This is a genomic window from Embleya sp. NPDC050493 (genome assembly GCF_044458105.1).
Classification (GTDB): domain Bacteria; phylum Actinomycetota; class Actinomycetes; order Streptomycetales; family Streptomycetaceae; genus Embleya.
In genome coordinates this window covers 146,758-171,180 of sequence record NZ_JBITHP010000003.1, presented here as the reverse complement: position 1 = coordinate 171,180, position 24,423 = coordinate 146,758, and the positions used below count along the sequence as shown (strand labels likewise).

The 24,423-nt window shown below is 72.5% G+C and carries 18 protein-coding genes; 9 read left to right on the top strand and 9 right to left on the bottom strand.

The window, feature by feature from the left end; all coding sequences use genetic code 11:
* The first annotated feature begins 114 nt into the window (after positions 1–114).
* Complete coding sequence (locus ACIBM5_RS07555) at positions 115–1,260, top strand: Glu/Leu/Phe/Val dehydrogenase (protein ID WP_396005902.1); 1,146 nt, start codon at positions 115–117, stop codon at positions 1,258–1,260.
* 100 nt (positions 1,261–1,360) lie between these two features.
* Here ACIBM5_RS07555 and ACIBM5_RS07550 read toward each other — a convergent pair whose 3' ends face one another.
* Positions 1,361–2,356, bottom strand: coding sequence for a hypothetical protein (locus ACIBM5_RS07550; protein ID WP_396005901.1), 996 nt, complete (start codon positions 2,354–2,356; stop codon positions 1,361–1,363).
* 385 nt (positions 2,357–2,741) lie between these two features.
* Between ACIBM5_RS07550 and ACIBM5_RS07545 the strand changes: the two genes are divergently transcribed.
* Positions 2,742–3,641: a hypothetical protein gene (locus ACIBM5_RS07545; RefSeq protein WP_396005900.1), complete on the top strand. Its 900-nt coding sequence runs from the start codon at positions 2,742–2,744 to the stop codon at positions 3,639–3,641.
* 59 nt (positions 3,642–3,700) lie between these two features.
* Here ACIBM5_RS07545 and ACIBM5_RS07540 read toward each other — a convergent pair whose 3' ends face one another.
* Together ACIBM5_RS07540 and ACIBM5_RS07535 are read right to left on the bottom strand one after the other, a co-directional pair.
* Entirely contained in the window at positions 3,701–4,894 is a 1,194-nt protein-coding gene (locus ACIBM5_RS07540; protein WP_396005899.1) for a hypothetical protein, read from the bottom strand.
* Positions 4,881–5,849 carry a helix-turn-helix domain-containing protein gene (locus ACIBM5_RS07535; protein WP_391584260.1) on the bottom strand — a complete coding sequence of 323 codons (969 nt, stop codon included), beginning with the start codon at positions 5,847–5,849 and terminating at the stop codon, positions 4,881–4,883. Before ACIBM5_RS07535 ends, ACIBM5_RS07540 begins: the two co-directional genes overlap by 14 nt.
* 283 nt (positions 5,850–6,132) lie before the next feature.
* Here ACIBM5_RS07535 and ACIBM5_RS07530 point away from each other — a divergent pair, with 283 nt between their 5' ends.
* Positions 6,133–7,209 carry an AraC family transcriptional regulator gene (locus ACIBM5_RS07530; protein ID WP_396005898.1) on the top strand — a complete coding sequence of 359 codons (1,077 nt, stop codon included), beginning with the start codon at positions 6,133–6,135 and terminating at the stop codon, positions 7,207–7,209.
* Between the two features lie 51 nt (positions 7,210–7,260).
* Here ACIBM5_RS07530 and ACIBM5_RS07525 read toward each other — a convergent pair whose 3' ends face one another.
* Both ACIBM5_RS07525 and ACIBM5_RS07520 read right to left on the bottom strand, forming a co-directional pair.
* Positions 7,261–7,824, bottom strand: a complete 564-nt coding sequence (locus ACIBM5_RS07525; RefSeq protein ID WP_391584262.1) for a helix-turn-helix domain-containing protein — start codon at positions 7,822–7,824, stop codon at positions 7,261–7,263.
* A gap of 101 nt (positions 7,825–7,925) precedes the next feature.
* Positions 7,926–9,521: a protein kinase gene (locus tag ACIBM5_RS07520; protein WP_396005897.1), complete on the bottom strand. Its 1,596-nt coding sequence runs from the start codon at positions 9,519–9,521 to the stop codon at positions 7,926–7,928.
* A 98-nt stretch (positions 9,522–9,619) separates the two neighbouring features.
* On the opposite strand from ACIBM5_RS07520, the gene ACIBM5_RS07515 reads away from it, so the two are divergent.
* A complete protein-coding gene (locus ACIBM5_RS07515; RefSeq protein WP_396005896.1) occupies positions 9,620–10,948 on the top strand; it encodes a hypothetical protein in 1,329 nt (442 codons plus the stop codon).
* Between the two features lie 105 nt (positions 10,949–11,053).
* On the opposite strand, the gene ACIBM5_RS07510 is transcribed toward ACIBM5_RS07515, so the two are convergent.
* Both ACIBM5_RS07510 and ACIBM5_RS07505 read right to left on the bottom strand, forming a co-directional pair.
* Positions 11,054–12,637, bottom strand: a complete 1,584-nt coding sequence (locus ACIBM5_RS07510; protein ID WP_396005895.1) for a hypothetical protein — start codon at positions 12,635–12,637, stop codon at positions 11,054–11,056.
* Between the two features lie 189 nt (positions 12,638–12,826).
* Positions 12,827–13,810 carry a hypothetical protein gene (locus ACIBM5_RS07505; RefSeq protein WP_396005894.1) on the bottom strand — a complete coding sequence of 328 codons (984 nt, stop codon included), beginning with the start codon at positions 13,808–13,810 and terminating at the stop codon, positions 12,827–12,829.
* Between the two features lie 703 nt (positions 13,811–14,513).
* On the opposite strand from ACIBM5_RS07505, the gene ACIBM5_RS07500 reads away from it, so the two are divergent.
* Together ACIBM5_RS07500 and ACIBM5_RS07495 are read left to right on the top strand one after the other, a co-directional pair.
* Positions 14,514–15,599 carry a polyprenyl synthetase family protein gene (locus ACIBM5_RS07500; RefSeq protein WP_396005893.1) on the top strand — a complete coding sequence of 362 codons (1,086 nt, stop codon included), beginning with the start codon at positions 14,514–14,516 and terminating at the stop codon, positions 15,597–15,599.
* A 205-nt stretch (positions 15,600–15,804) separates the two neighbouring features.
* Positions 15,805–16,065 carry a response regulator transcription factor gene (locus ACIBM5_RS07495; protein ID WP_396005892.1) on the top strand — a complete coding sequence of 87 codons (261 nt, stop codon included), beginning with the start codon at positions 15,805–15,807 and terminating at the stop codon, positions 16,063–16,065.
* A gap of 185 nt (positions 16,066–16,250) precedes the next feature.
* On the opposite strand, the gene ACIBM5_RS07490 is transcribed toward ACIBM5_RS07495, so the two are convergent.
* Positions 16,251–16,730 carry a methylglyoxal synthase gene (locus ACIBM5_RS07490; RefSeq protein ID WP_396006364.1) on the bottom strand — a complete coding sequence of 160 codons (480 nt, stop codon included), beginning with the start codon at positions 16,728–16,730 and terminating at the stop codon, positions 16,251–16,253.
* A gap of 331 nt (positions 16,731–17,061) precedes the next feature.
* Between ACIBM5_RS07490 and ACIBM5_RS07485 the strand changes: the two genes are divergently transcribed.
* From ACIBM5_RS07485 to ACIBM5_RS07475, 3 genes are read left to right on the top strand one after another with little or no spacing between them, the layout of a single operon-like run.
* Complete coding sequence (locus ACIBM5_RS07485; protein WP_396005891.1) at positions 17,062–19,545, top strand: WD40 repeat domain-containing protein; 2,484 nt, start codon at positions 17,062–17,064, stop codon at positions 19,543–19,545.
* A 28-nt stretch (positions 19,546–19,573) separates the two neighbouring features.
* Positions 19,574–20,947 carry a hypothetical protein gene (locus ACIBM5_RS07480; RefSeq protein WP_396005890.1) on the top strand — a complete coding sequence of 458 codons (1,374 nt, stop codon included), beginning with the start codon at positions 19,574–19,576 and terminating at the stop codon, positions 20,945–20,947.
* The gene (locus tag ACIBM5_RS07475) at positions 20,944–22,998 is read left to right on the top strand and encodes a hypothetical protein (RefSeq protein ID WP_396005889.1); all 2,055 of its coding nucleotides are present in this window, start codon (positions 20,944–20,946) and stop codon (positions 22,996–22,998) included. Before ACIBM5_RS07480 ends, ACIBM5_RS07475 begins: the two co-directional genes overlap by 4 nt.
* Positions 22,999–23,067: 69 nt before the next feature.
* Here the strand turns inward: ACIBM5_RS07475 and ACIBM5_RS07470 are convergent, their stop codons facing one another.
* Entirely contained in the window at positions 23,068–24,357 is a 1,290-nt protein-coding gene (locus ACIBM5_RS07470; protein ID WP_396005888.1) for an MFS transporter, read from the bottom strand.
* Positions 24,358–24,423: the final 66 nt, after the last annotated feature.

The window sequence follows — 24,423 nt, the reverse complement described above, 5'->3', positions numbered from 1 at the left end:
GCCTCGCTCGAACGAGGTCTCGGGCTGTCGCCTCTAGGAACCGGCGGTGCGTGCCACGACGCTGTTGGAGCACGGTGGCCGTATCGATCGTCGGGATTGAAGGAGCGCTTCGACATGTCGGATGTCCTGTCGCTGATGGATCAGTGGGGGCCGGAGAAGGTCGTCTCCGTGTCACACACCCGAACCGGGATGAAGGGCGTGCTGGTGATCGACAACACCGCCCGTGGCATGGGCAAGGGCGGTACCCGGATGTCCCCGACCGTGAGTACCACCGAAGTGGCCCGACTGGCCCGGGTGATGACGTGGAAGTGGGCGGCGGTCGACCTCTTCTATGGCGGTGCCAAGGCCGGGATCGTCTACGATCCGGCCGGGCCGGACAAGGAGGCGGTGCTGCGGGCGTTCGCCCGAGCACTTTCGAACGAGGTGCCCAGCGAGTACGTGTTCGGCCTGGACATGGGGTTGACCGAGGACGACGCCGCGATCGTCCAGGACGAACTGGGCGATCGCGGAACGGCCGTCGGCACCGATGCGGTACTGGGCGGAGTCCCCTACGACCGGCTCGGGGTCACCGGGTTCGGGGTGGCCGAGGTCGCCGACGCGTTGCTCACCCATGTCGGCCTGCCGCTCCGGGGCGCGCGGGTCGCGGTCCAGGGGCTGGGCGCGGTCGGCTCGGCCGCGATCCGCCGCTTCGCCGAACTCGGTGCGACGGTGGTCGCGGTCTCCTCCGTGCACGGCGCGTTGTACGACCCGCACGGCCTGGACGTGACCCGGCTGCTGAACCTGCACGCGGACAGCGGCGATCTCGCGATCAAGGAGTACTCGGGTGGGACCGTGCACCCCCTGGGGTTCGAACTGTCGGTACCGACCGAGGTGTTGGTGCCGGCGGCGATCCAGGACGTGATCGACGAGGCGACGGCCGGCACGATCACTCCCCGACTGATCGTGGAAGGCGCCAATCTGCCCACCTCCGCGGCCGCCCAGCGCGTGCTCGCCGATCGGGGCATCGTGGTGGTGCCCGACTTCATCGCGAACGCGGGCGGCGTGGTGGCCGCCGGGTTCGCCATGGACGCGCGCTACTCGGCGTTTCGCCCCGATCCGGAGTCGATCCGCGCGACGGTGTCGACCAAGCTGCGGGAGAACGCCGTGCTCGTGCACGAGGCGGCCGCGCGTCGAGGGATCACCTCGCACGAGGCCGCGCTCTCGTTGGCCCAGGATCGGGTGCACGCGGCAATGCGGCTCAAGGGACGGGTGCCGCGCTGACCGCGGTGTCGCCGCGCGGACGTCGTGATCGCAGGCGATCATCGACCCGCGACCCCCTTCGCATGGCTGCACCGCGGTGGACTCGGACGCTCGATCGGGCTCAGGTGTACAGGTCCAGGGACAGCGGCATCTGGCAGAAGGTCTCGATCTCCTCCTGGAGTTCGCGCACCCGCGTCTCGCGCGCCCGCATCGGACGGCGCAGCCGTACGTGCACCACCATCAACAGGGAGAGAAGTCCGTGGACACGCCAGGCCGAGTCCAGTCGAAGCACCGGACGCAGCGCCTCGGTGGTCGCCTCGATCTCGTCCAGGCTCGCGTAGGCCAGGGCGATGGCGACCCGGGCGAGCATCTCGTCCGAACGCGAGTAGCCGGTGGGAGCGGCCGCCTCGTACTCGCTCAGGGCGCTCTCCGCGGCTTCGATCGCCCGACGTTCCGCGCCGGGGATGAAGGCCCGGGTCAGCGCCTCATAGGTACTCTGCCTGGCCGGATCGAAGTGCAACAGGCCACCGACCTCGTCCAGTTCGTCCCGCCGGGACAACTCCCGGGCATCTGCGGCGGCGCGCAGTGCGGCCGACGCGGCGAGCGCGTCGCCCAACGTGGCCTGGGTCAGCGCGACGAGGGAATGCACCCACACCGATGCCGTGCCCACTGCCGGGTCGTGCACGGAGGCGCCCAGTCGGGCGTAGCGCAGCGCCTCGTGCACCCATCCGGCGCGATAGGCGATCAGTGACTGGACTCCGCGCAGCCACACTTCGGCACTGGGGTCGCGCGCGTCCACGACCGCGCTCAACACTCCCGCCTGGGTCGTCGCCAACGCCTCGCGGGTATCCCCCAGGTCGTGCCGGGACCACCCGTGGATGCCGAGCGCGAGTGCCTTCGTCAACGGGTCGACCGGCGAATCGTCCGGATCCGCGCTCCGAGGCTCGGCCGTGGCACATCGGCGTACGGCGACCAGTCTCTCGTAGAGATCCGGGAGGGCGGTGTGCGGATACACCGCCGCCAGCCGTCGGACGGCCGCCGCCGTCCGCGCCGGGGACAGGAACTCGATCGCGTCCGTGAGCTCGTCGAGGGCGTCGACCTTGTTCGGGAGTTTCATGCGTTTTCTCTCCGCCGATGCGAGATCGTGCCTTACCTGCCGCCAGCATGCGGCCCTCGGGCGCGCGCGCAAAGGTCGTTGCGGTTACCCGAACTCGGTAAACCCGAAAGTAACCGGCATGCCACCGACCGCATCGAATCGAAAGTCACCGCGACGATTATTTTATCCTCGAAATGTTGCGCCCGTCGACAACTGCCGCTGTTCGTGCCAGGCCCCCGAATGTATGCTGCAAATCGTTCCGCATCCCCCTTTCCGGTAGGCGCCCGGATCGAGCGATGGGGCGGTGGCATTCGGTCGTGATCCCGGTCGATTCCGTAAGCGCTTTCCAACTGCGTGTCACCGCCGTGTCGCTTGTGCGTCGATTCCTGATATTGAGGAGCCCCCCATGACAACTGGCCTCGTACCCGACCGGCCCGTCATCACCGTCGAGATCTCGGCGGACCAATCCGTACGCGTGGCCGGTGAAACCGTTCCGGTTCCGCCGGGGGGCGATCCGCGCGGAACCGCACTCGCGGTCGTCGCGGAGCAGGCGCGCCTGCTCGGGCATCCGGTGCGGGTGCACGCGGTGGAGGCGGACGGCACGATCTTTCCGTTGAACGTGTACGCGGACCGGTCCATCGCCGAGGCGGGCGCGCCGATACCGGCGGCGCCGCAACGGCGTGGCCTGTTCGGCCGGCGTCACCACACGCCGGAGGCCGCGGCGCCGGCGCCCGCTCCCGTACCCCTTCGGTCGCCGACGCCGCCCGTCCCGGTCGCGCAGCCCTCCACGGCCGGATCCGCGTCGATGGCGCCTCGGCCGACCTGGGCCCCGCCGGGTGCCGTCGGCGAGCCCGACCGGCTGCCCGACGGGCTGCCCGCGCCCCGGCCGGAGCAGCGGCTGGTGCTCGACCTGATTCGCGGCGCGGTGCAGGCGGGGGACGGCGCCCGAGCGTTGGCGATGGCCGCCGATCTGGACGCGGGCGCGGCCACGACAAGCGATCCGGCGGAGCGACTGGCCATGCGTGAAGTGCACGGATACGTCGCGCTGGTCATGGGACGGCCCGAGTTGGCGGTGCGGTTGTACGCCGAGGCGGTCGCGTTCGGTGACGCATTGGCCGAGCCCGGCGAATGGCCGGCGCGGATGGCCGCGAATGCGCACTTCTCCTGGTTGCGGGTCCCCGACTCGGCCGTGGCGGACGCGGTGGGCGCATTGGTGGTGGACGCCTACGCGGCCGGTGGGATCACGAATTCCCCCGGTGCGCGGGCGGCCCGCAGGCGCATGGCGCAGGTGCGGGCCTGCGCCTGATCGCACGGCGACTCGACCCGATTCCGCGGCCCCGCCCCGGCGGGGCCGCGCCGGGCCGGTCAGCGCCGCGTGAGCGCGGGCGGCGCGAGCGGGGTCCCGCTCCCGCCCACCTGTGGCCCGTCCCCCCACAGGTCGTACAGGTCGTCGGGGAGCAGCGGCGCCCGGTATGCCGCGCGCAGCACGTCGGCGGCCACCGGTCCCGCCTCCTCGGCCAACCGAACGAACCAGTCGAAGCCGGCCGGATACGCCCACAGGTACGAGCGCAGCAGCGGGTTGGCGCCCCGGTCGCAGATCAGATCGGCGATCTGCTCGTCGGTCCAGAACGGCACCCGGGCCCGGGCATGGGCCGCGCACGTGGCCACGCCCACGCCCCGGTTGATCGCCAGATGCAGTTCGCTGCGCACCAGTTGCAGGTAGTGGTCCAGCCGCACCCGCGCGATCAACACCGCGTCGTCGGGGGCCACGAACAACGGGAGTGCCTGGGCGAGCCCCTCCAGGACCACCTGCGTGGGTCCGTGTACGGACAGGACGCGCACCCAGGGCACGTCCTCGCTGGTGCATCGATGGGCGAAACTCGCCGCCTGGAGCCCGTGACCCAGCACCTCGTGCAACGCGAACTGTCGGGCGCCGACCCGGGTGAAGCGCGCGTTGCGCGGGTTGAGCCGCAGCCGGACGTGGCGTCCCGCGCCGTCGAGCCAATAGGCCCAGTAGGCGTCGACGTCGACGCATTCGATGGTCAGCTCGTAGGACGCCTCGGACTCGGTCACCTTGCGCACGGCCGGTTCGAAGTCGGCGGTCGCCGCGCGTATCTCGGCCGGCGCCGAGTCGGCGGGCAACGGCTCCTCGGCGATCCGCAGCTCCCGATCGGTGGCGTCGTGCCAACCGATCCCCAGCTCCCCGAGCAGTTCCCGGGCGATGGCCGCGCGCTCGCCGACGTAGTCCCCCGACCAGCCCACGGCGGCGCAGCCCTGGGTCGCTCGGACGTACTCGTCGAGATCCCGCCGCTCCCCCAACTGGGCGCCCAGGTACGCCAGATCGGCGTTCACCCGGGTGGCCAGACACGGTGCGTCGGCCACCGCGGGCGTCGCCGCGAGGTCGCTCAGCCGAGCGTGCACCGCCAGCCGATCGCAGGCGGCGGCCACCGGCTCGGCCTCGGGAAAGAAGTCGAAGTCGATGATCGGGGCACCACCTCGATCGATCTCCAGATGGTGCCAGGCGCGAATCGCCGCCTCGATCTCGTCACGCACTGTCATGGACCACATCCCAACGCAGGGTCACGTACTGATTGGCGTGCAGGTCTTGCCTGGACAACGTCACGTGCAGTCGATCCTCGTCGAGACTCCACCGGGTGTGCTGGGTCACCGAATTCTCCGAGCCGTCCGGATGTTGCTCGATCGCGCCGCACCCGCGGAACTCGGTGACCCCGTGCTGGGTCACGCTCAGGGAGAAGTCTCGCGTAGGCCGCGCAATGGCCTGACGCCAGTACGTCGAGTCCACGAACATCCCTCCCTCACACACGTATTCGATGACGGTAGTCTCCCCCGGCGGCACCGGTGGCGAGATCTGGCAGGCGAACTTGCTCAGGCCGGTGGTGTCGTACAGGCGCTGGATGGCGATCTGCCGATCGCACGCGTCGGTGGGCGTGATGGTCAAGCGACCCCGGGTGTGCTCGAACCACATCTCCCGGACCATGCGGGTGAGCGGCCGGCCGGTGAGGTTGAGCACCACCTGGCGGTAGGTCAACCGCACGTCTCCCGCGCGACCGACCTCGATGTCCACCTTCAGGGAGAGTTCGACCGCGTCCCCGAACGGATGTGCGGTATCTCCCGGCTCGTCCCACGGCATCGACTCGGGGTGATCGTCCGCGACGGCGCGGACCGGCTCCGCCGCCGGACCGCCGGCCTCCGCGGCGCGGTCCTCCTCCCACGGCTGGGGGGCCAGGCCCAACATTTCGCCGGGAATCCGCAACCCCTCGGAAACACGCTCGATGACGTGCTGCTGCCGCACCTGAGCCCTTCCCTTGACGTAATCGCCCACCCTGCTGGGCGTCATCTCGCACAGCCGGGCCAATTTACTCAGTGTAAATCCGAGGTCGTCCTGGGCGAGCCGGAATATGGCCCCCAAGTCGCGGTCGGCGCAGGCTCGAATCATGGCCGGCGTGGCCAACAATTCGGTGGGAAAGGGCTTGCGGTCATCGATCTTCGGCATATCGAGCTCCCCGTCACGGGGCCGACCCGGCGCGGCCCGCGTAGTTACCCGCGAATTTATCAGCGACGGGTAACGTCCTCGACCTTATGGCGCACGTCCTATCCACCGACACTCTACAAAAGAGCGTTCAATCGAACGCGGTCCGTGACATCCGATGTCGAGGCGATCGAGCAGGCGTTTATACGGTGTGGGCAAAAGGGATGACCGGGCGCATATCGGCCGACCGCACAATCCGCCCGCAAGCCTGGTGAATCCCTCCATCGATGCGAAGAGTCGGGAGATCATGTCCGCAGCCATCCCCTTCCGCCCCGTCCTGGTCGCGCGGCGGCCCGCCGGCCCCGCGGTCGAGCGCGCTCCCTCGGTCGAGGCCGCCGCGCATCGACGCGTGCTCTACCGGGGGACCGACCCGGCCGCCGGGCACGCGGCGGTGGCCTCGCGACTGGGTCCGCATCGACTGCACGTGCCCGGTGGGCGGATCGACGCGAACTTCCGGATACTGCACGAGGGCGAGATCTCCATCCTCGAACTCGCCTACGGCGTCCGCGCCGACATGTACTTCGACGGCAGCTCCGCGGACCACCTGATCCCCATCCGGCACCGCGGCTGGGGTCGGGTCGTCATCGACGACGTGGAAAGTGCGCTCTCCCCCTGTGTGCTGAGCCCCGGCCGGCCGGCCCGACTGAGTTGGGAACCCGACACCTCCGTGGTGATCGTCCGCATTCCCGGCGAGGTCCTGGACCGGGCGATCGGCCGGGAAGCCGTCGGGGGTCACCGAAAGGCCCCGACGCTCGGTCCGTACCTGGACAACACCGACCTCGGTGTCCGGCAATGGCTCTCGCTGGCCCGCGACTTCAGCGCGATGGTCGACGCGACCGGACACCTGGCCGGCTCGCGGTCGGCCGCACGGCACTTCGAGCAGGTCCTCGTGCACGGTTTGCTCTCCTGCGCGCCGGCCCACGGCGCCGGCCCACGACCCGAGACCGGGTCGAGCGAACCGAACGGTCTGCGCCGGGCACTGGCGTACTGCGCCGAGCATGCCGGCGAACCGATCTCGGTCGGCGCCATCGCGGCGGCGGCCGGGATGAGTGTGCGCACGCTTCAGGAGAAGTTCCGCATCCACCTGGGTGTCACCCCCGTGGGTCATCTGCGTCGAGTGCGACTGGCGGGCGCGCACGCCGATCTGCTGAACGTGGCCGAGGGGCGATCCAAGGACACCGTCACCGACATCGCGCTCCGGTGGGGCTTCGGTCACCTGGGCCGTTTCGGGTCGATGTACCGCGAGACGTATGGGCAGTTGCCCTCGCACACCCTGCGCCACGGCGCGGCGGCACCGGGGGCGGTCTCCCGCGCCGCGGTCTGACCGGCGTACCCGGCGTGCGCGTGCGGCTCGGCTCGGCTCGGCTCGGCTCGGCTACAGCGTCGGCGGACCCACCGTGGCCTGGAAGTGCTCGCGGGCGTCCGACGTGCGTCCGTTGCCGTACACCCGCAACACCTCGGCCAGGCCCGGGTAGCGGTTCGCGAGCAGTTCGGCCGCGGACTCGATCTCGGCGGCCGAGGCCACCGCCCGCAGCACCGCGTGCACCGCCGCGGCCGGGTCCGCGCGCGGCCCGGACAGCACCTCGGGTCCGTTCAGGCGCAGGGCCGTGCGGGTGCTGGGCTGGTGTGCGCGGATGCGCTCCAGCGCGGCCTCGCGGTCGGCGACCGTCAGGCGGTCGAAGTCGGTCGAGGCGACGAGCGCCTCCACCTCCTGGAGTCGGGCCAGCACCGCCGGGTTACCGATCTTGGCCCGCTGCCCGGACATCAGCTGCGAGAGCATCGGCGCGGACAGGCCCAGCATCGCCGCCAGTTCCATCTGCGAGGCGCCCAGCCGTTTCAGCAGGCGCCGGAAACGGTCGTGCAGCGGCTCGCCGTACCACTCCATCTGCCGCGCCTGATTGCGCGCGATGGCTTCCTGGTCCTCCTGCGACTTGGCCACCGTGGAATCATGCACCGCGAGTCGCGCGTTTGCAATTGCAATCCCCCGGTGAATCGAAGGTCGCCGGACGGGTGTGGCCCGACACCGACCCACCGGCGGACTCACGACGCCGGGATCGGTATCCATCGATACGCCCCGTCCTCCCGATAGGTGCAACGCACGCGTCCGCCGCCCGGTACGGGCGCTTCCGCCGACACCTCGTACCAATTGCACGCACCGCCGGGCACGACCTCCTCCGGTACCGCCGTGGACACCCGGGTCGCGGGCGGGTCGACCGTCCCCTTGCCGCTGGACCCGCCACCATGCGCCGCCGAGGGAACCGGCGCGCTCGGCGGGGAGGTCGGGCCGGGGCCGACCGGATCCTCCGCACCACCACCGCCGGAGGTGAGCACGGCGGCCGTCGCCGCGGCGACGGCCAGCACGGCGCCGACGATCACCCACGTGCCCCGACGTCCCACCCGCCGGGACGCGCCGCGATTTTCGGCCGCCCCGAAGGGGGTGGCCGAAACGGGGATCGGGTCGGCCGCGTTTCGCTCCGCCGCGCGCAACCACAGCGAGATCGACGGCGCCTCGGCTTCGGGCGCGGCGACCGGAGTCGACGGCTCGACGGCCGGCTCCGGTGGGGTCGGCGGTACGGGCGGGGGCTCGGCGGCCGGCTCCGGTGGGATCGGCGGTACGGCCGGGGGCTCGACGGCCGAGTCCGGTGAGGTCGGCGGTACGGCCGGGGGCTCGACGGCCGACTCCGGCGCGGGCGCGCCGACCCGGGCGGCGGACGAGGCTCCGCGCGGGCTCGGCCTGCGACCCTCCTGCCACGTGTCCGAGGTGCGCTCCACGTCGCGCAGCACCGGGCCCTCCGGGGCACCCTCCGGCAGCGGACCCAGCACGTCGAAGACCTCGATCGGCTCGCCGTCCTCGGTCGTCGCCGGCGTCACCGGTCCCAGGCCGGGAACGATCTCCCGGAGCCGGGCCGACACCGTCGCGGCGTCCGCCGGTCGCGCCTCGGGCTCGGGCTCGGTCAGCGTGCGCACCAGGTCCCACAACGGGCCGCCGTCGACGGGGAAGTCCGGCGGCCCGTCGGGCGGATCCTCGCTGCCGGTGAGCAGTTGCCATGCCAGGATGCCCGACGCGTACAGATCCCGACGCACGTCCGGCGGTGCTCCGGTGGACGCCTCCGGCGGCAGGTAGCCCCAAGTACCCACCACGTGACCGGCTTCGGTGAGCCTGGGGCCTTCGCGCGGCAGGGCCAGGCCGAAGTCGCCGAGCAGACAACGGGGTCGATCCTGTCCGGTCACCTCCAGCAGGACGTTCGCCGGCTTGACGTCGCGGTGCACGAGGCCGACCGCGTGCACATGCTCCAGGGCGTCCAGGAGTTGGCCGAGAATCGCCCCGGCATACGCCTGCGGCAGGGCGCCGTGATCACGGATCAACGAGGCCAGCGACCCGCCCTCGAACAACTCCATCGCGATCAGCACGTCGCCGTCGGCGACCCACGTGTAGGGCGACGAAACGTGCGGGTGCTCCAGCCTGAACCCCTGCTCGCGCACCACCCGCAGCAGCAGCCCCGCGTCGGCCGGACGCACCAGTTTGGCGGCGCAATAGCCACCCAACCGATGGTCGAAAGCCCGCCATACGGTGCCGGACATTCCGGTTCCGACGGGATCGACGAGGGTGAAACGACCGGCTAGCGGGGTGGGCACGTCGTCACCCTAGCGCAGGGGTTCGGACGCCCCGCAGGGGCTATTACTCGCCGGTAATCCATTGTTTGCAAGTGCAACCCTGATCTACATTCCCGGGCATGGAACAGCGAGCCTTCCCGGCCTGTGCGGCGGCACTCATCCTGGGCGCGGTCTCGCTGCTCGGCATGGCCCCGCACGCATACGCCGCCGATGCGAACGGCCTCGCCCGGGACCGGCCGACGGCGGAATCGGCACCCCGGTGGCCGGCCCAGCGCGCGCCTCGCACGTACAACCCGACCGGAACTCCCGTCTCCGGCGCGCCCGACGGCGCCCGCGCGGTGTCCCTCGCTCCGGGCGACTACGTGGACCGGATGGCCGACAAGGAGGTCAAGTACTACGCCGTGGACGTGCCCTTGGGGTACACGGTGTACGTGTCCGGGACGACCGTCAGCACGGTGAAGGGCCTGGAGGCGCTCGACCTGAAACAGATCGACGAGCGCAGCACCTCGTGCCGGACCGACACCGGGTTGTCCCAGTCGGTGATCAAGGTCGTCACGGCGTCGCTGAATTGGGGAGCGACCGCGACCGGCCGCAACAACAGTTGCGCCAAGCCGGGTCGACAGGTGTTCTCGGTGACCCGTCGGGGCACCGGGCCGCCGGTCCCGCTGGAACTGCGCATCTTCCTGGAACCGGCCGTCTCGGACACGGGCCCGGCCGAATCCGTGATCGCGCGCTACACCGAGCCGGGCGGTTCCCCCGTACCGGTGCTCGGCGGCGGCTCGTTCACCGACGCCGGCACGCTGCCCGGCTCCGGCCACTTCACCGACGACATCGCGTTCGGGGAATGGGTCTTCTACCGCGTCCGCCTGGACTGGGGTCAGAGCCTGGCCGTCCAGGCGCGGGTGGGCGGCGGGCGCGGGTACGCCCCGACGGAGGTCCGGCTGTACAACCCCGTGCGCGAGGAACTGGCCCGCGAGTTCGGATCCGTGTCCGACACCGAGCACATCTTCGCCGGCCGTCCGGACCCGTTCGCCACGCGGCCCGTGCGCTACCTCAACCGCAGCGACCGGCAGCAGGAGGTCGCCGACATGCTGCCGGGGTGGTACTACCTCGCGGTCGCGGTACAGGGCGAGGGCGAACAGCGCTCGCTCGCGGTCGACGTGTCCGTCGGCGGCAGCAAGGAACCCGGACCCGCGTACGTACCCGACCCGTCGATGTCGGTGGCGACCTCCCGGTCGACCGCTTCGCCGGGTGGGGTCGCGACGGGCGGGAGCCCGGCGCCGGGCTCCGCGGCGCAACCGACCGGCGACAACCGGGACTCGGCCGGTGCGAGTGCGGCCTTCGGTGGTCCCGCCGTCTGGCTGGGGCTTCCGCTCGCCCTGTTGCTCGGCGCCGGACTGGCGACCTGGGTGATTCGTCGGCGTGGCCCGGAAGCCCCCCGCGACTGAACTCGGGCCCGCCTGATCCGACTTCCGGTTCGGACCGGATGGCCCCAAACGCCGGTGGCCCGCGTGTCCCGCGGGCCACCGCTGCCGGGTGCTTCCGCTGCTCCGCTAGGACTCGGCCAACCGGGCGCGCAGGAATCGCATGCGGTCCTGTGCGGCGTCGCGTCCGGGGTCGGTGGGCATCGTCGAGTAGGCGCGCAGGACGACCGGGCCCAGGTCGTACGCGGCCTCCACCTCCTCGACGCGCAACCAGCAGTGGTGCGCGTTCTCGATCATCCGGGCCGCATCGTGGGGGTGTGCGCCCCGGGCCAGGGCCGCGTCGGCGTACAACTCCACCGCGAGGGCCGGTCGACCGGTCAGCAGGGCCACATAGGCATGCACCTCGCGCACGGGCGGCAGCGCGTACTCGTCTCCGCCGTGGTCGACCGACGCGTCCAGGGACGCGGCCATGGCCAGGGCCTGGTCGTCCGCACCCGAACGGACCGCCCGGGCGATCTCCAGGATGATCCGCTTCTGTTCCTCGGTGGGCTCGACCAGGGCCGGCGGCGGGGTGGGCTCGGGCGGGGCGGTGGGCTCGACCGGGGGCGGGGGCGGGGTGGGCTCGGGCGAGGCGGTCGGCTCGACCGGGGGCGGGGTCAGGGGCGGCGTGGGATCGGGCGGGGTGGTCGGCTTGGCCGGGGACGGAGTCGGCTCCGGCGGGGCGGTCGGCTTGGCCGGGGACGGGGACGACGTGGGCTCCGGCAGAGCGGTCGGCTCGACCGGGGCCGGGGTCAGGGGCGGCGTGGGATCGGGCGGGGTTGTCGGCTTGGCCGGGGCCGGGGACGACGTGGGTTCCGGCGGGGCGGTCGGCTTGGCCGGGGGCGGCGTGGGCTCCGGTGGGGCGGTCGGTCCGGCCGGGGGCGGAGACGGCCGGTGGGTGGCGGCCGGCGGCTCCGGCGGCTCGGGCACCGTGCGCGCGGTCAGTTCGGGAAAGGCCGGGGGTTCCTCCTCGACGGGCACCCGCTCGGCCGGCGGTTGCCACGAATGGCGGATGGGGGCCGGTTCGGCACGGTCGGGGGCGGGTGGCGTCGGTTCGAACGAGGGCGCCTGCCCGGCCGGTTCGGCGTCCGGACCGGCCGCTGCCTGCCGCGTCGCTGCCCGCTGGACCTGCTCCCCAGGGTCGAACGGCGGCTGGACGAAGGCGCCTTCGCTCGGCGGGTTCGACGGTTGCCGTTCGGACGACTCGCCCACCGGCCCGGAGGGCGCCTCGACGTGCGGCCCGTCGGGCGTCGCTCGCGTCCTCGGATCCACCGCACCGGTGGGAATTCCACTCCGCGCGCCCGTCGACACGTCGGCGGCCGGCGGCCGTTCCCGGGCATCCGGGCTCGGCGCGACATCCGGGCGCGGCGTGCGCTTGCGTCGGCCCGTGAGCAAGCGTCGCTTCGAGGGCGGCGGAAGCGGGCTGTCCGACGCACTGACCGTGCCGTCCGGCGCGACGATGAGCGGGAAGATCACGCCGTCCGGCTCCCTCGCCTCGGCGCGCACCGGACGGCCCAGCGAACGCGCCGTCGCCGCCGCCTTCTCCAGCGCGACCGCACGCGGGTACGCGCCCGGCGGCACCGGGATCCACTCCCCGTCGACGTGAACCGTGTCGTCGATCGACAACTCGATCGAGACGACGGGCCACGCCGGCACCACGAAATCGTCGGGCACGTACGCTCCTTCGGTCGAGCTGAGTGCGTTGGTCCTCGGGCCGGAATCGGTTCGGAGGAGGGTGAACCGGTTCCCGGTTCCGGGAGGGAACGAGGGGTGGAACCGCTTCGAGGGTGGAACCTGTTCGGGATGGATCGGATCGGGACCGGGCCGCGCGGTGTCCGGCCCGCGCCGTGTCGGGCCCGCGCGCTAACGGCCCGAAGCGGACGGCCGCGTACCGGCTCCGGGCGTTCCGGAGCCGGGCGTTCCGGAGGCGGGCGTTCCGGAGGCGGATGTTCCGGAGGCGGGTGTTCCGGTCACCGGCGGTCCGCACACGGGTGCGCCGGGAGCCAACTTCATCGAGGGTTCTCCGGTGATCAGGGTCACCACGACCACACACGAATCGGCGCTCACCGGCGGGCCGGTGAACACGACACTCGTCTCACCCGCGCCGGGCAACTCGGTCTTCTGGTAGGCGCCGGCCGGGCTCTGCGCGATCGCCATGTATCCGGCGATCCCGTCGGTCCGGGTCGGCGCCTGCCACGACACCTGGATGCGTCCGTCGGCGGAACGCCTGGTCACCTGCCGGGGTTGATACGCGGCCAATTGATCGGGAGCGATCACGCTCGCGGTCGCCGGGGGCGCCGAGGACGGTGGCGCGTCGGCAGCGGTGTCCTCCTCGCCCCCACCGGTGAGCAGGACCGCGGCGACGGTGATGCCGGTGACCAGGAGCACCCCGGCGACCACGAGACGCACCCGGGACTGCGGCTCCGGCTGCTCGGACTTCCAGTCGTAGGCGTGCGGTTCACCCGTGGTCCCCGCCCGGTCCGCACCGAACGCCGGATCGGGTTCCGTCCCCGTCTCGGGGAGTCCCGATGCCGACCAGAACCACGGGGGTCGTCCGGCGGCCTCGCCCGACCCATCCGCCGGAAGGTCCGTCGGCGGCGGTCCGCCCGCCTGGAAACCCGGCGCGAGCGGAATCGGCGATGGTCCCTCCGGCTGGGCAAACGCCCCCGCGGTCATGGCCGATGGGCCCGCGAACCGCGCATCGGTCGGTGCGTACGCCGGCGCGGCCCACGCGTCGAGCTCGGCATCGGCCGGCCACCAGCGTGGTCGGGCCAACGCCGGTCGCGGGTCGGCGTCGCCACCACCCGCGTCCCCCGCGTCGTCCCACCGCATGTGACCTGCGCTCATCGCCTTCGACCTCGTCCCCCATCGATCCTGCCTCACGCGATGCCCATCACCACCGGATCCGGTCCGCCTCGGGAGCGACCACAAGCCGCCCGTCGGCGGGATGCGCCTCGACCGCGGCGGCGCATCGTCGCGGTCGTCGGTGTCCGGGGCCGGACGGCCCGATCGCGTCGGGTCGCGGACGGCCACGACGCGCGGGCGGCGGGTGGGGTCGGCATCGGCGTCGTCTCATGGTCACGGCGAACCGAACAACGGAACCCATGCGGAGTCTAGGAACCGGCCCACGTGACCGATAGGACCGAATACGCGGAAGCAGAAGCGCGAATCGGCCAATCCACGGGTCCGCGTCGTCGCGCGCCGCGGCCTGTTCGCGCCGCGACGGGCGCGGGCCACGCGCCCGGACGGCGACCGCCGGACGGTGTCCGGCTACCGCCGACCGCCGGCACCGCGTGCACACGGCCCGTCCTCGCAGCCCGCGAGCCGTGCGCCCCCGGCGCGAAACCACGCGATGGTGGGGTGTGGAGGCACGGATTCCCGTTCGGGTGAGCGCACGCCGGAGCGATGCTTCCGTACCCGGCTGTCGGCGACCCGCCCGGGTCTGTTGGGTTGATCCGGGCGCCGGCGAGCGTCCGCATCATGCGTCGCCCCCACCGCTTCGGCGCACCGGGGGCCGCGCTCCGGGGGCAATACAGGGGGTTCGCAAGCTGTGACCGAAACACCGCAGGTTTCCTCGACGGCACACAAACGTCGATCGACCGGACGAGCGCACACGAGCGTCGCGCCCACCCCGTACGAGTTGTGCGATCGGCCGATCGTGGACGTACCGACCGTCCTGGCCGCCGAGTTCGCCCGCCGCTGGCCGCAGGACGCCGACGGCATGGACGCGGTGCATCGGTACGCGCTGCTGCCGACCGGCAAGCTGCTGCGGCCCGCGCTGGTGATGTACGCGGCACTCGCGGTCGGCGGCGAGGTCGAGCACGCGCTGCCCGCCGCCGTCGGCATGGAGTGCGTGCACACCGGCAGCCTGGTGCACGACGACATCGTCGACGCCGACGAGGAGCGGCGCGGCCGGCCCGCGGTGCACGTCGCCTACGGCCCCGAACGGGCCATCATCGCGGGCAGCAGCCTGTACTTCGCCTGGTTCGGCGCACTCGCCGAGTGTGCGCGCCACGGCGTGCCCGGCGAGCGCATCGCCCGCGCGATGGCGGCCCAGGCCGAGGGCGGAACCGCGATGTGCCAGGGCGTGTTCGACGAACTCGGCTTCGCCGGCGACCTGGACTGCCCGGTCGAGGACTACCTCTCGATGGCCGGCCACAAGACCGGCGCACTGCTGTCCGCGTCCTGCCGGGTGGGCGCGATCCTCGGCGGCGGGACCGACGCGGCGGTCGAGGCCCTCGGCGCGTTCGGGCGGCACGTCGGCCTGGCCTTCCAGATCCGCGACGACCTGCTCCCGTACGACGACGCGTCCGCCGCCACGATGGGCAAGCCCGCCGACAGCGACGTGAGCAACCACCGCCCGACCCTGCCGGTGCTGCTCGCCCACGAGCGCGGCACCATCGAGCAGCGCGCCGCGATCCGGCACGCCCTGCTGCACGAGGCCAACCCGGAGACCGCGCTCGCCCGGATGCGCGCGCTGGTCGAAACCACCGGCGCGGGCACCGAGGCCCGGGCCCTCGCCGACGGTTACGAACGCAGTGCCCGGGACGCGATCTCCTGGCTTCCCGTCAACCCGTACACCGAGGTGCTCACCCACTGGTCCCGCCGGGAGCCGACCCCGCCCGCGGCCGGCTGACCGCACCCCACGCGCACGCCTCCGTCGACCGACGCGCCGGCGGAGGCCCGCACATCCCGGCGTCGTCGAATCGGGATCGCGGCCGTCCCGCTCCCGGTAGGTTGTCCGGCGCGAGCGGGTACGCACCGTCCCGAAAGCACAGAACTCACCGAACACGGCCGGAATCACCGCGATGGCTGCGGTGGGGCTCGAAAGGTTGACCGACGTGACGGACCGGCCCGAATCGAGAGTGCTCCCGAAGGCGGCCCCGACCGGTACCGCACATCCCGATCGGCTCACCGATCGTGAGGTGGAGGTGCTGACGCTGATCGCGGACGGGCTGAAGAACGCCGACATCGCCGCCGCGCTGGCCATCGGCGAGGCGACGGTGAAGACACACATCAACAACGCCTTCGCCAAGATCAACGCCCGCAACCGGGCCGACGCGGTGCGCTACGCCTACCGCACGGGTCTGTCCGGGCCCTGAGCGAAATCGGCCCGTGCAGCGGGCGGTCAGCCGTCGGCCGTCGGCCGCTCGCGCCGCGGCAGTCCCGGCGCCGGGTGTTCCCGGTTCCGGCTCCGCCCAGCTCGGGTTCGCCCACCCTCCGGATCCGCCCGACCTCCGTCCGCGGGCCGGCTCCCCTGCCGAGCGCGCCGGCGGGTGCGAGGGCGCTACGCCGCCAGCGGGGCGAACATCGGGGAGCCGGTGCGATCCGGTTCGTCCGCCATCGCCAGCAGCGGCGAGGTGATCACGAAGTCGGCGGTGGCCCGATTGCAGGCCACCGGGATGTCCGCCAGCACCGCGAGGCGCAACAACGCGCGTACGTCGGGCTCGTGCGGCTGCGGGCTCAGCGGGTCCCAGAAGAACACCAGCAGGTCCACGGCGCCCTCGGCGATCCGCGATCCGATCTGCTGGTCGCCGCCGAGCGGGCCGCTGCGGAATCGGATGATCTCCAGGTCGAGTTCGTCGGCGAGGATGCCGCCGGTGGTCCCGGTCGCGTACAGGCGGTGCCGGGCCAGGGTCGCGCGGTGGGTCCGGGCCCAGGCGAGCATCTCCGGCTTGCATCGGTCGTGCGCCACGAGCGCGATGCCGCGCTCGCGGTCGTGCCGGTGGTTCGGGTCGAGCAGGTCGTTCGTTCGGGTCACAGGCATCTCCGGTGTGCTGGGCTTTGACATGCCCCCACTCTTGCCGCCGCGTGTTGCGCCGGTGTGGCCGGGACATGACACCCACAAGAAGACGAATCGATCATGCAACCGGCCCGCGCCGGGCAGCCCGCGCATCCGAGGGCCCGCACTCCCGTATGTGCCGAACAGTCCACGCCCGTACCTGTCCCACCCTTCGACGCCGTTGGACGCCGTTCCCGCGACGGCGGTCACGGCCGGCGCCACGCCCACCCCGGGCGGGCCGACCCGCCCCGGCGTCGAGCACCCGGTCTTGCCCAATCGGCTGCGCGGCCGGTGTCGAGCCGGCCAGGATGGGCGGGTGGGGGAAGACCCGAACTTCCGGCACAACGCGCAGGGTGCGCAGGACGCGGACGACGCGCGCGACGCACAGGACGCGCACGATCGGCACCCGCGGCGCGTCGCCGACGCGTTGCTGCGCGCCGCCGCGGCGGCCCTCCCGGCCGCGCCGAACCCGTATCTCGTCTTCCACCTGCCCGATCACCTCGCGGACGCCGGGACATGGGACGAACTCGGCGCAATGCCCGAGCTGCTCGACCGGCTCGATCCCACTTCGCTGGCCACCGCCGCGCTCGGCTCGGCACTCGACCCGGACGGCGGGCTGCCCGCGGACGTGGTCGCGGTGCTCGCCGCCGCCAACTATCTCGACGAAGTACCGGTGAGGGATCGCGCGTTCGCACGGCAGGCAATGCGCCGCCGGTTCGATGGGGATACCCCCACCCACGCTCGACGCCCGGATCCGATAGGCGCGGGAGGTGGTTGGGAAGTGGGCTGGAGCCGAGTGCGGCCCGCGACGGTACATCGAACCCTGACCGAACTCTCCGGGTCGATCAGCGCCCTCACCGCCTTTACCTTGCGAGACGGCAGCCCGACCCTGGCCGGGATGAACGCGAGCGGCACGGTGCTGTTGTGGGACACGAACAGCGGTCGGATCATCGGCCAGGCCCCGGGCGGGAACGGACTCGCACACGCCCTGGCCGCGTTATCGCTGCCCGATGGTCCGGTCGTCCTCGCCCTCGTCGGCGGCGACGGCCGGGTGTGCCTGTGGGATCCGCGATCGGCCGGCCGGCTCGCCGCACCCGGTCTCGATCGGGAGAGCGACGTACGTCACCTGGCGTCCGTCCCGTTGCCGGACGGCACGACCCTGCTCGCGGTCACCGACCACCGGGAGCGGGTCCGCCTGTGGCACCCCGGCACCGGCGACCTGCTGGACATCGAGGTCACGAGCCGTCTGCCTCCGGCCGGCACCCTCGTCACCGTGCCGTTGACCCAGATCGTCACGTGCCTCGTGGTCGTGACGCCCGACGGGCAGGTGCGCCGCCCGATACCCGACGCCCGCACCGAGAGATCCATCGACCCGGCCGTCACCACGGCGGTCCTGCCGCTCCCGAACGGACAGTGCACCGTCGCGACGGCCGGTCTGCGCGGCGTGGTCCGACTGCACAACCCGTTCCGAGGACTCGGCGGCACGCTCTACCGGCCCGCCAGGGACGGGGTGAGCGTACTGACCACCCTGCCGATCGCCGGCCGCCCTCCGCTGCTCGCCACCGGACATCGCAACGGAGCCGTGCGCCTGCTCGACCCGATCGTCGACGGCTCCTTCCTGCGCCGGATGACGGGCCACACCGAAGCAGTGACGGCGATGGCCGCGATCCCACAACCACCCGGCCGGCCGGCCCTGATCGCCACCGCCGCCGACGACGGCACCGTTCGGCTGTGGTATCCCGAGTTGCGACGCTCGTCCGCCTCGGAACCGCTGCCCCTGAGAGCACCGGCGATCTCGTATCCGACCACGGCAATGACCGCCGCGATCGACAGGGACGGCAACACGCAACTGGTCACCACCGACAGCAGCGGTGAGATACGCATATTTGAACCCGAGACCGGTCGGGACCCGGAACCATTGCGTCGGGACCCGGAACCATTGCGTGGGGACAGACCCATGTGGCGCAGGTCGGACCTGATCCCCACGCTGATCCCGCGATCCGCCCGACGTCGGTTGTTGTCCGGAATCACCCCGAACCTGGCGGTGTGCCTGCAGGACCCACGCGTGGGCCTGTCGGATCGGAGCCCCGATCACCGGCACCCCTTCACGCGCGATGCGCTTCCCTGGGACGACGAGTGGAGCCGCGACACCTTCGCGTGTGCGGCGACACTCCCGTGGGACGCCGAGCGCAGTGTCCTGGCCATCGCCGAAGTCTCGGGCATGGTGAGCTTGTGGGACCTCGATCCACCCGGCGTTCCGGACGTGTCCTTCGACAGCGGCCGCCGCCACATCCACGGCCTGCTTCCGGTTCCATACCCCGGCGGACCGGCTCGACTGGTGATCGCCGGTCGGGAAACCGCGGATCTGACCCTGTGGGACCCCCATAGCGACTCGGCCTGGACCCACTCGCTCCCCGACGGCCTACCCGCGACGAACCTCACCGCCGTCCCCATACCCGGCGGACGAACGTGGGTCGCCGTCACCGGAATCGACCACGTGGTTCGACTGTGGAACCCGGCCGACGGCCGCACGATCCCGCGGCGACTCGATGCCCACGCGCGAACCGCGGTGGCCGCCGTCGAAGTGTTGCCCGCCCCCGACGGCAACACCCTGCTCGCGGTGGGCGACAGCGCCGGCCGGGTGCGGCTCTGGGACCCGACGACCGGGGAGGTGGTACACGTGCTGGCGGTCGGCGTGGAGGTGCGCGCGCTCGCCGCGGTGGGTTCGAGTCTCGCGATCGGTGGGCCGGCGGGACTGTGGTTCGCGCGACGGACGGGAGTGGTCGCGTCGCGCGCTTGACGGCTTCGGCCGGGAATCCGGGGGGAAGATGAACGACGCGGTGATCGTGCTGCCGGGAATCATGGGCAGCGAATTGGTGGAGGTGTCCACGGGGCGCACGCTGTGGGGAATGGCGGACGCGGGCTGGTACGCCCGGGCCTGGACCACCGGCGCCTCGTTGCGCGCGCTGGCGGTGACCGCCGAGGAACGGTCCGGGCGAGCGGGACGCATCCGGGCCACCCGGCTGCTGCACGCCCCGGCCTGGGCACCGATGTTGCGCGGCTTCGAGCCGTACACGGGGCTGGTCCAGGCGGTTCGGCGAAGTGCCGCCGACCCGAGTGCCGTGCTCGAATTCCCCTACGACTGGCGGCTGTCCGTCGAGTACAACGCGGGACTCCTGGCGATCGCCGCCTACGAACACCTGCGCCGTTGGCGACGCCATCCGATGGGCGGACCGGATGCGCGCCTGGTGCTCGTGACGCACTCGATGGGCGGCCTGATCGCCCGCTACTTCACCGAAGTGCTCGGCGGATCGGCCGAACTGCGCGCACTGGTTACCATGGGCACGCCCTTCTTCGGCTCGGTCAAGGCGGTCCACCTGCTCGGCACCGGCACCGGAGCGCCGTTGCCGCTCCCGCACGCCCGGCTGCGCCGACTGGCCACGACGCTGCCCGGGCTGCACGACCTGTTGCCGTCCTACCACTGCGTGGACGAGGGCTCCTCGGTCCGCCGATTGACCGCCGCCGACGTCGCGGGACTGGGCGGCGACGCGCACCTGGCCGACGAGGCGTTCGCGCGCCGCGAGCGGCTGCTCGGCACGGGTTCGTGGGAGACGTTGTGGCCCTCGATCGGGGTGGCGCAACCGACCATGCAGTCCCTGGTGCTCCGCGACGGTGTGGCCGAGCCCCGCTTCGTGACCTGCCGGACCGACCCGACCGGCCGGATCGAGCGGATCGACCGCGGCGGCGACGAGACCGTGTACCGCGAGGCCGCGTGCCCGGCCGCCGCCAAGCCGTTCGCCTTCGTCCAGACGCACGGCGCACTGCCCGGCACCCGCGAGGCGATCGCCCAGGTCTGTGCGGTCCTCGACCATCGGGACCTGGGCCCCGAACTCGGCGCCGATGCGACGCCGTTGTCGCTGGACACGGCCGACTCGGTGCCGGCCGGCACCGCGCTGGACATCGTGATCGGCGGAGTGCCGGACCCGGCCGCCCTGGACGTGCGCGTGGTCGACGTGGCCACCGGCGCGGTGTTGCCGCGGGCGCTGCCGGTGTCTCGGGACGGTCGACTCACCGTCCGTCAGATCCTGCCCGTGGAGGGCCTGTTCCGGGTGCTGGCGAAGGTGGACGGGCAATCCGCGGTCACCCAGCTGGTCCTGGCGAGCGATCCCAGCGCGCGGTTCGACCCGGCCGAGGACGCGTGAGCGAGCGCGACGAGCCCGGACGGATCGGCGAGCGGGACGCGCCGAGAGGCCCGAGCGAACAGCGCGGCTCTCGCGTGGGCGAACGGGACGACCCCGGAAGCATGAACGAGCAGGGCGGCGGACCGGGCCCGGCCTTCGATGTCCTGCCGGTGCCGATCGGCCGGTATGCGCACCACCCCGCGGTGCCCGCGGTCGAGGCCGCGACCGAGGTCGCCGACCTGCTCGCGCGCCTGGGCGGTCGGCACTGCCCCTGGGTGCCGGCCGACCCGATCCGCGACACCACGGCCGTATTGCGACGATTGCACGAGTGGTCCGCGCCGCACGCCCCGCGCTGCTCGGTGCTGTACTGGAGCGGTCACGGCGAGGCGCTGGACGGCGGTGCGTGGCTCGCGGTGTACAACACGGATCGGCACATGCGCTCGGGCGGCATCGGCCCGGAGACCTTCGCGGACCACGTACTCCTGGAATGGCGACGCCGGGCGCCCGACCCCGCGGCGTGGATGCTCGTGGTGATCGAGGCATGCGGCGCGGAACGTTTCGCGAACCTGGTCGCGTCCCGCCTCCTCGGGCACGAGTTCACCCCCGAACGCTGCGCGATCATCGGCGTCAGCGAAGGAGCCGGAACAAGCTTTCTGGGCCGTTTCGCAACCGTGCTGGCCGCCACGATCGACGCGTACACCGTCAACGACCCGGTGCTCAGCCTCAAGGACTTCGTCTCCGCGCTGGAGGATCGACTCGGCGACCACGGCACCGTGTTGTCCCTCAAACCACACCTGGCGCCGCCCATCCCCCGCCCGCCCCGCCCGCTGGCTCCGGTGGTGGCGCCCCTGGACGTGTACGCCGAACTGCTGCGCTACGTCGCCGAGTTGGCGCCGGACGAGCGCGGGCACTTCCTACCCAAGGCGCAGGGCGCCGACGGCCTCGAACAGGGAGAGCCCGCGTGGCACTTCGTCGGCCGCGAGACCGAACGCGCCGCCGTCGCGTCCTGGTTGCGGTCGAGCGAGCACGGGCTGCTCGCGGTCACCGGCCGCGCCGGCTCGGGCAAGTCGGCGCTGCTCGGCCACATCCTGGTGCACACCACGCCCCGACTGCGCGAGCTACTGCTGCGCAGCGGCGATCTGCGGCCCGCGCCCGAGGGGGAGTTCGGCGCGCCGGGGCACGAGGTCCGCTTCGACGCGGTGCTCCACCTGACCGGGACCACCGTGGCCCACCTGGTGCGCCGACTGGCCGACGCGCTGGGCCTGGGCCTGCCGGCGACCGGAATCTCGGCCGGATCGGATGTGGAGTGGCTGCTGAGTGCGCTGGCCCGGCGCGGCGGCGTGTGCACGATCCTGGTGGATGCGCTCGACGAGGCGCAGGAGCCGATCACGATCGCCGGGTCGGTGCTGCGTCGAATGGCGGCGCTGCCCGGGGTACGGATCGTGGTCGGGACCCGGGCCTCCACGCGCGAGGCGGTCGACGCGCACACCGACGACACCGACCTGCTCACGGCGCTGGACGCGGCCGGCGAGCGCGTGGTGGTCGCGAGCGATCGGCGCTCCGTCGGCGCATATGTGGAGCAGCGGCTGATCGCCGCCCGCGCCCGGGGCCGGCTCGCGGTGGACGACGCCACGATCACCGCGGTCGCCCGGCTGGTCCGGGACCAGGACCGCGAGTTCCTGTACGCACGTCTGGCCGTGTACGAACTGCTCGCGCAGCCGGACCTGCTCGCCCCGGACCGGGCCGAGGCGCTGCGCGACCTGCTCTCCCGCGACCACCGGGCGCTGTTCGCGACCGCGGTGGCCCGGCTGAGTGCGCGGGCCCGGACCGCGCATCCCCTGCTGGAGGCACTCGCCGTGGCCCGCGGCCGAGGGTTGCCGCGCGCGGACCGCATCTGGGCGCTCGTGGCGACCGCGCTCGACGACGACCGCCCGGTGCACGAGGCGGACATCGACGATCTCCTGGTGGCCGCGTCGCCGTACATCATGCTGGACACCGAACACGCGCAGAGCGTCTACCGGCTGGCCCACCGCACCTTCGCCGAACACTTCCTGACCGGCCCACCCGGCTGAGGCGGCCCGCTGCGCCCTGGGTGCATGCGCCTCGGACGGCGGTCGCGCCCAGTGCCTGTCGGACGGCGACTACGCCTTCGCGGCCGGCGTCTCCGGGCGTGCTGTGGCGGCCACCGCCACCGTCGGCCCCTCCGGGAGCACGCGCAACCTGCGCACCGGCGAGCAGAAGACCGGGACGAAGCCCAGCGACAGGCACACACCGCCCGCCCACATCGCGGTGTGCACGCCGGCGAACTGCCCGATCAGCGCCGCGGCCACCGCGCCGATCGCGGAGGCGCCGGTGAGCAGGCAGCGGAAGGTCGCGTTCATCCGGCCGAGCAGCGCGTCGGGCGTCAGGCGTTGCCGCAGGCTGACCCCGAGCACGTTGTCCATGCCCATCTTGGCGGTGGCCAGGAACCAACCGAGGCCGGCGACCACCAGCCAGGGACCACGATCGATCAGCGGGACCAGCAGCCCGGCGGGCGCCAGGCACAGTCCGGCCACGCCCAACGTGCGGCCGAAGCCGAGCCGGCCGGCGATCGGCCCGGCGCAGCGTGCGCCGACCAGGACCCCGAACCCGCCGAGCGCCAGGTAGAGCCCCAACGCACCTGCGGGCAGGTCCAGTTCCCGAACGAACACCACCGGCAGCAGCACGTTGACCAACTGCGAACCGAAGTTGGTCAACGCCGCCGTGCCGGCGAGGGCGCGCAACTCGCGGCGCCGTCCCACATGGCGCAGTCCCTCGGCGATCTCGGCCCGCAACCGGCGCCCGGTACCGTCGTTCGCGGCCGGTGCGCCATCCGCGCGGATCCGGGCCAGTCCGAGGCCGGAGGCGAGGTAGCCGACGACGGTGCACACCAGCGCGACCGGGGCCGCGACCAGTTGGATCAGGAAGCCGCCCGCGCTGCGGCCGGCGATGTTGGCGCCTGCCATCAGGCTGACCATCGCGGCGTTGGCCGAGACCAGCGCCTCGCGACCGACCAGGTGCGGCAGGAAGCTCTGCGAGCCGACGTCGAAGAACACGGTGGCGCAGCCGTTGAGCAGGACCACGGCGTACAGCTGGGGCAGGGTCAGCACGTCCAGCCACCAGGCCACCGGGATCGAGCCGATCAGCGCGGCGCGGACCAAGTCGGCGACCATCATCACGCGGCGGCGGCGCATCCGGTCCACCCAGGCGCCGGCGGGCAGGCCGATCAGCAGGAACGCGACGGTGCCGAGCGCGGCGAGCGCGCCGACCTGGCCGGGGCTCGCGTCCAGGGCCGCGACGGCGATCAGCGGGACGGCGACATAGCCGATGTTGGTGCCCAGTTCGCTGAGCGCCGCGGCGGTGAACAACGTGCGGAAGTCGGCGATACGCCAGGGTGAGTGCGGTCGGCTCATCCCGGCAGCCTGCCGGTCGCCCCGAGCGGCACCCAATGATTTAGCCTGGACTGAATGATCGAGTTC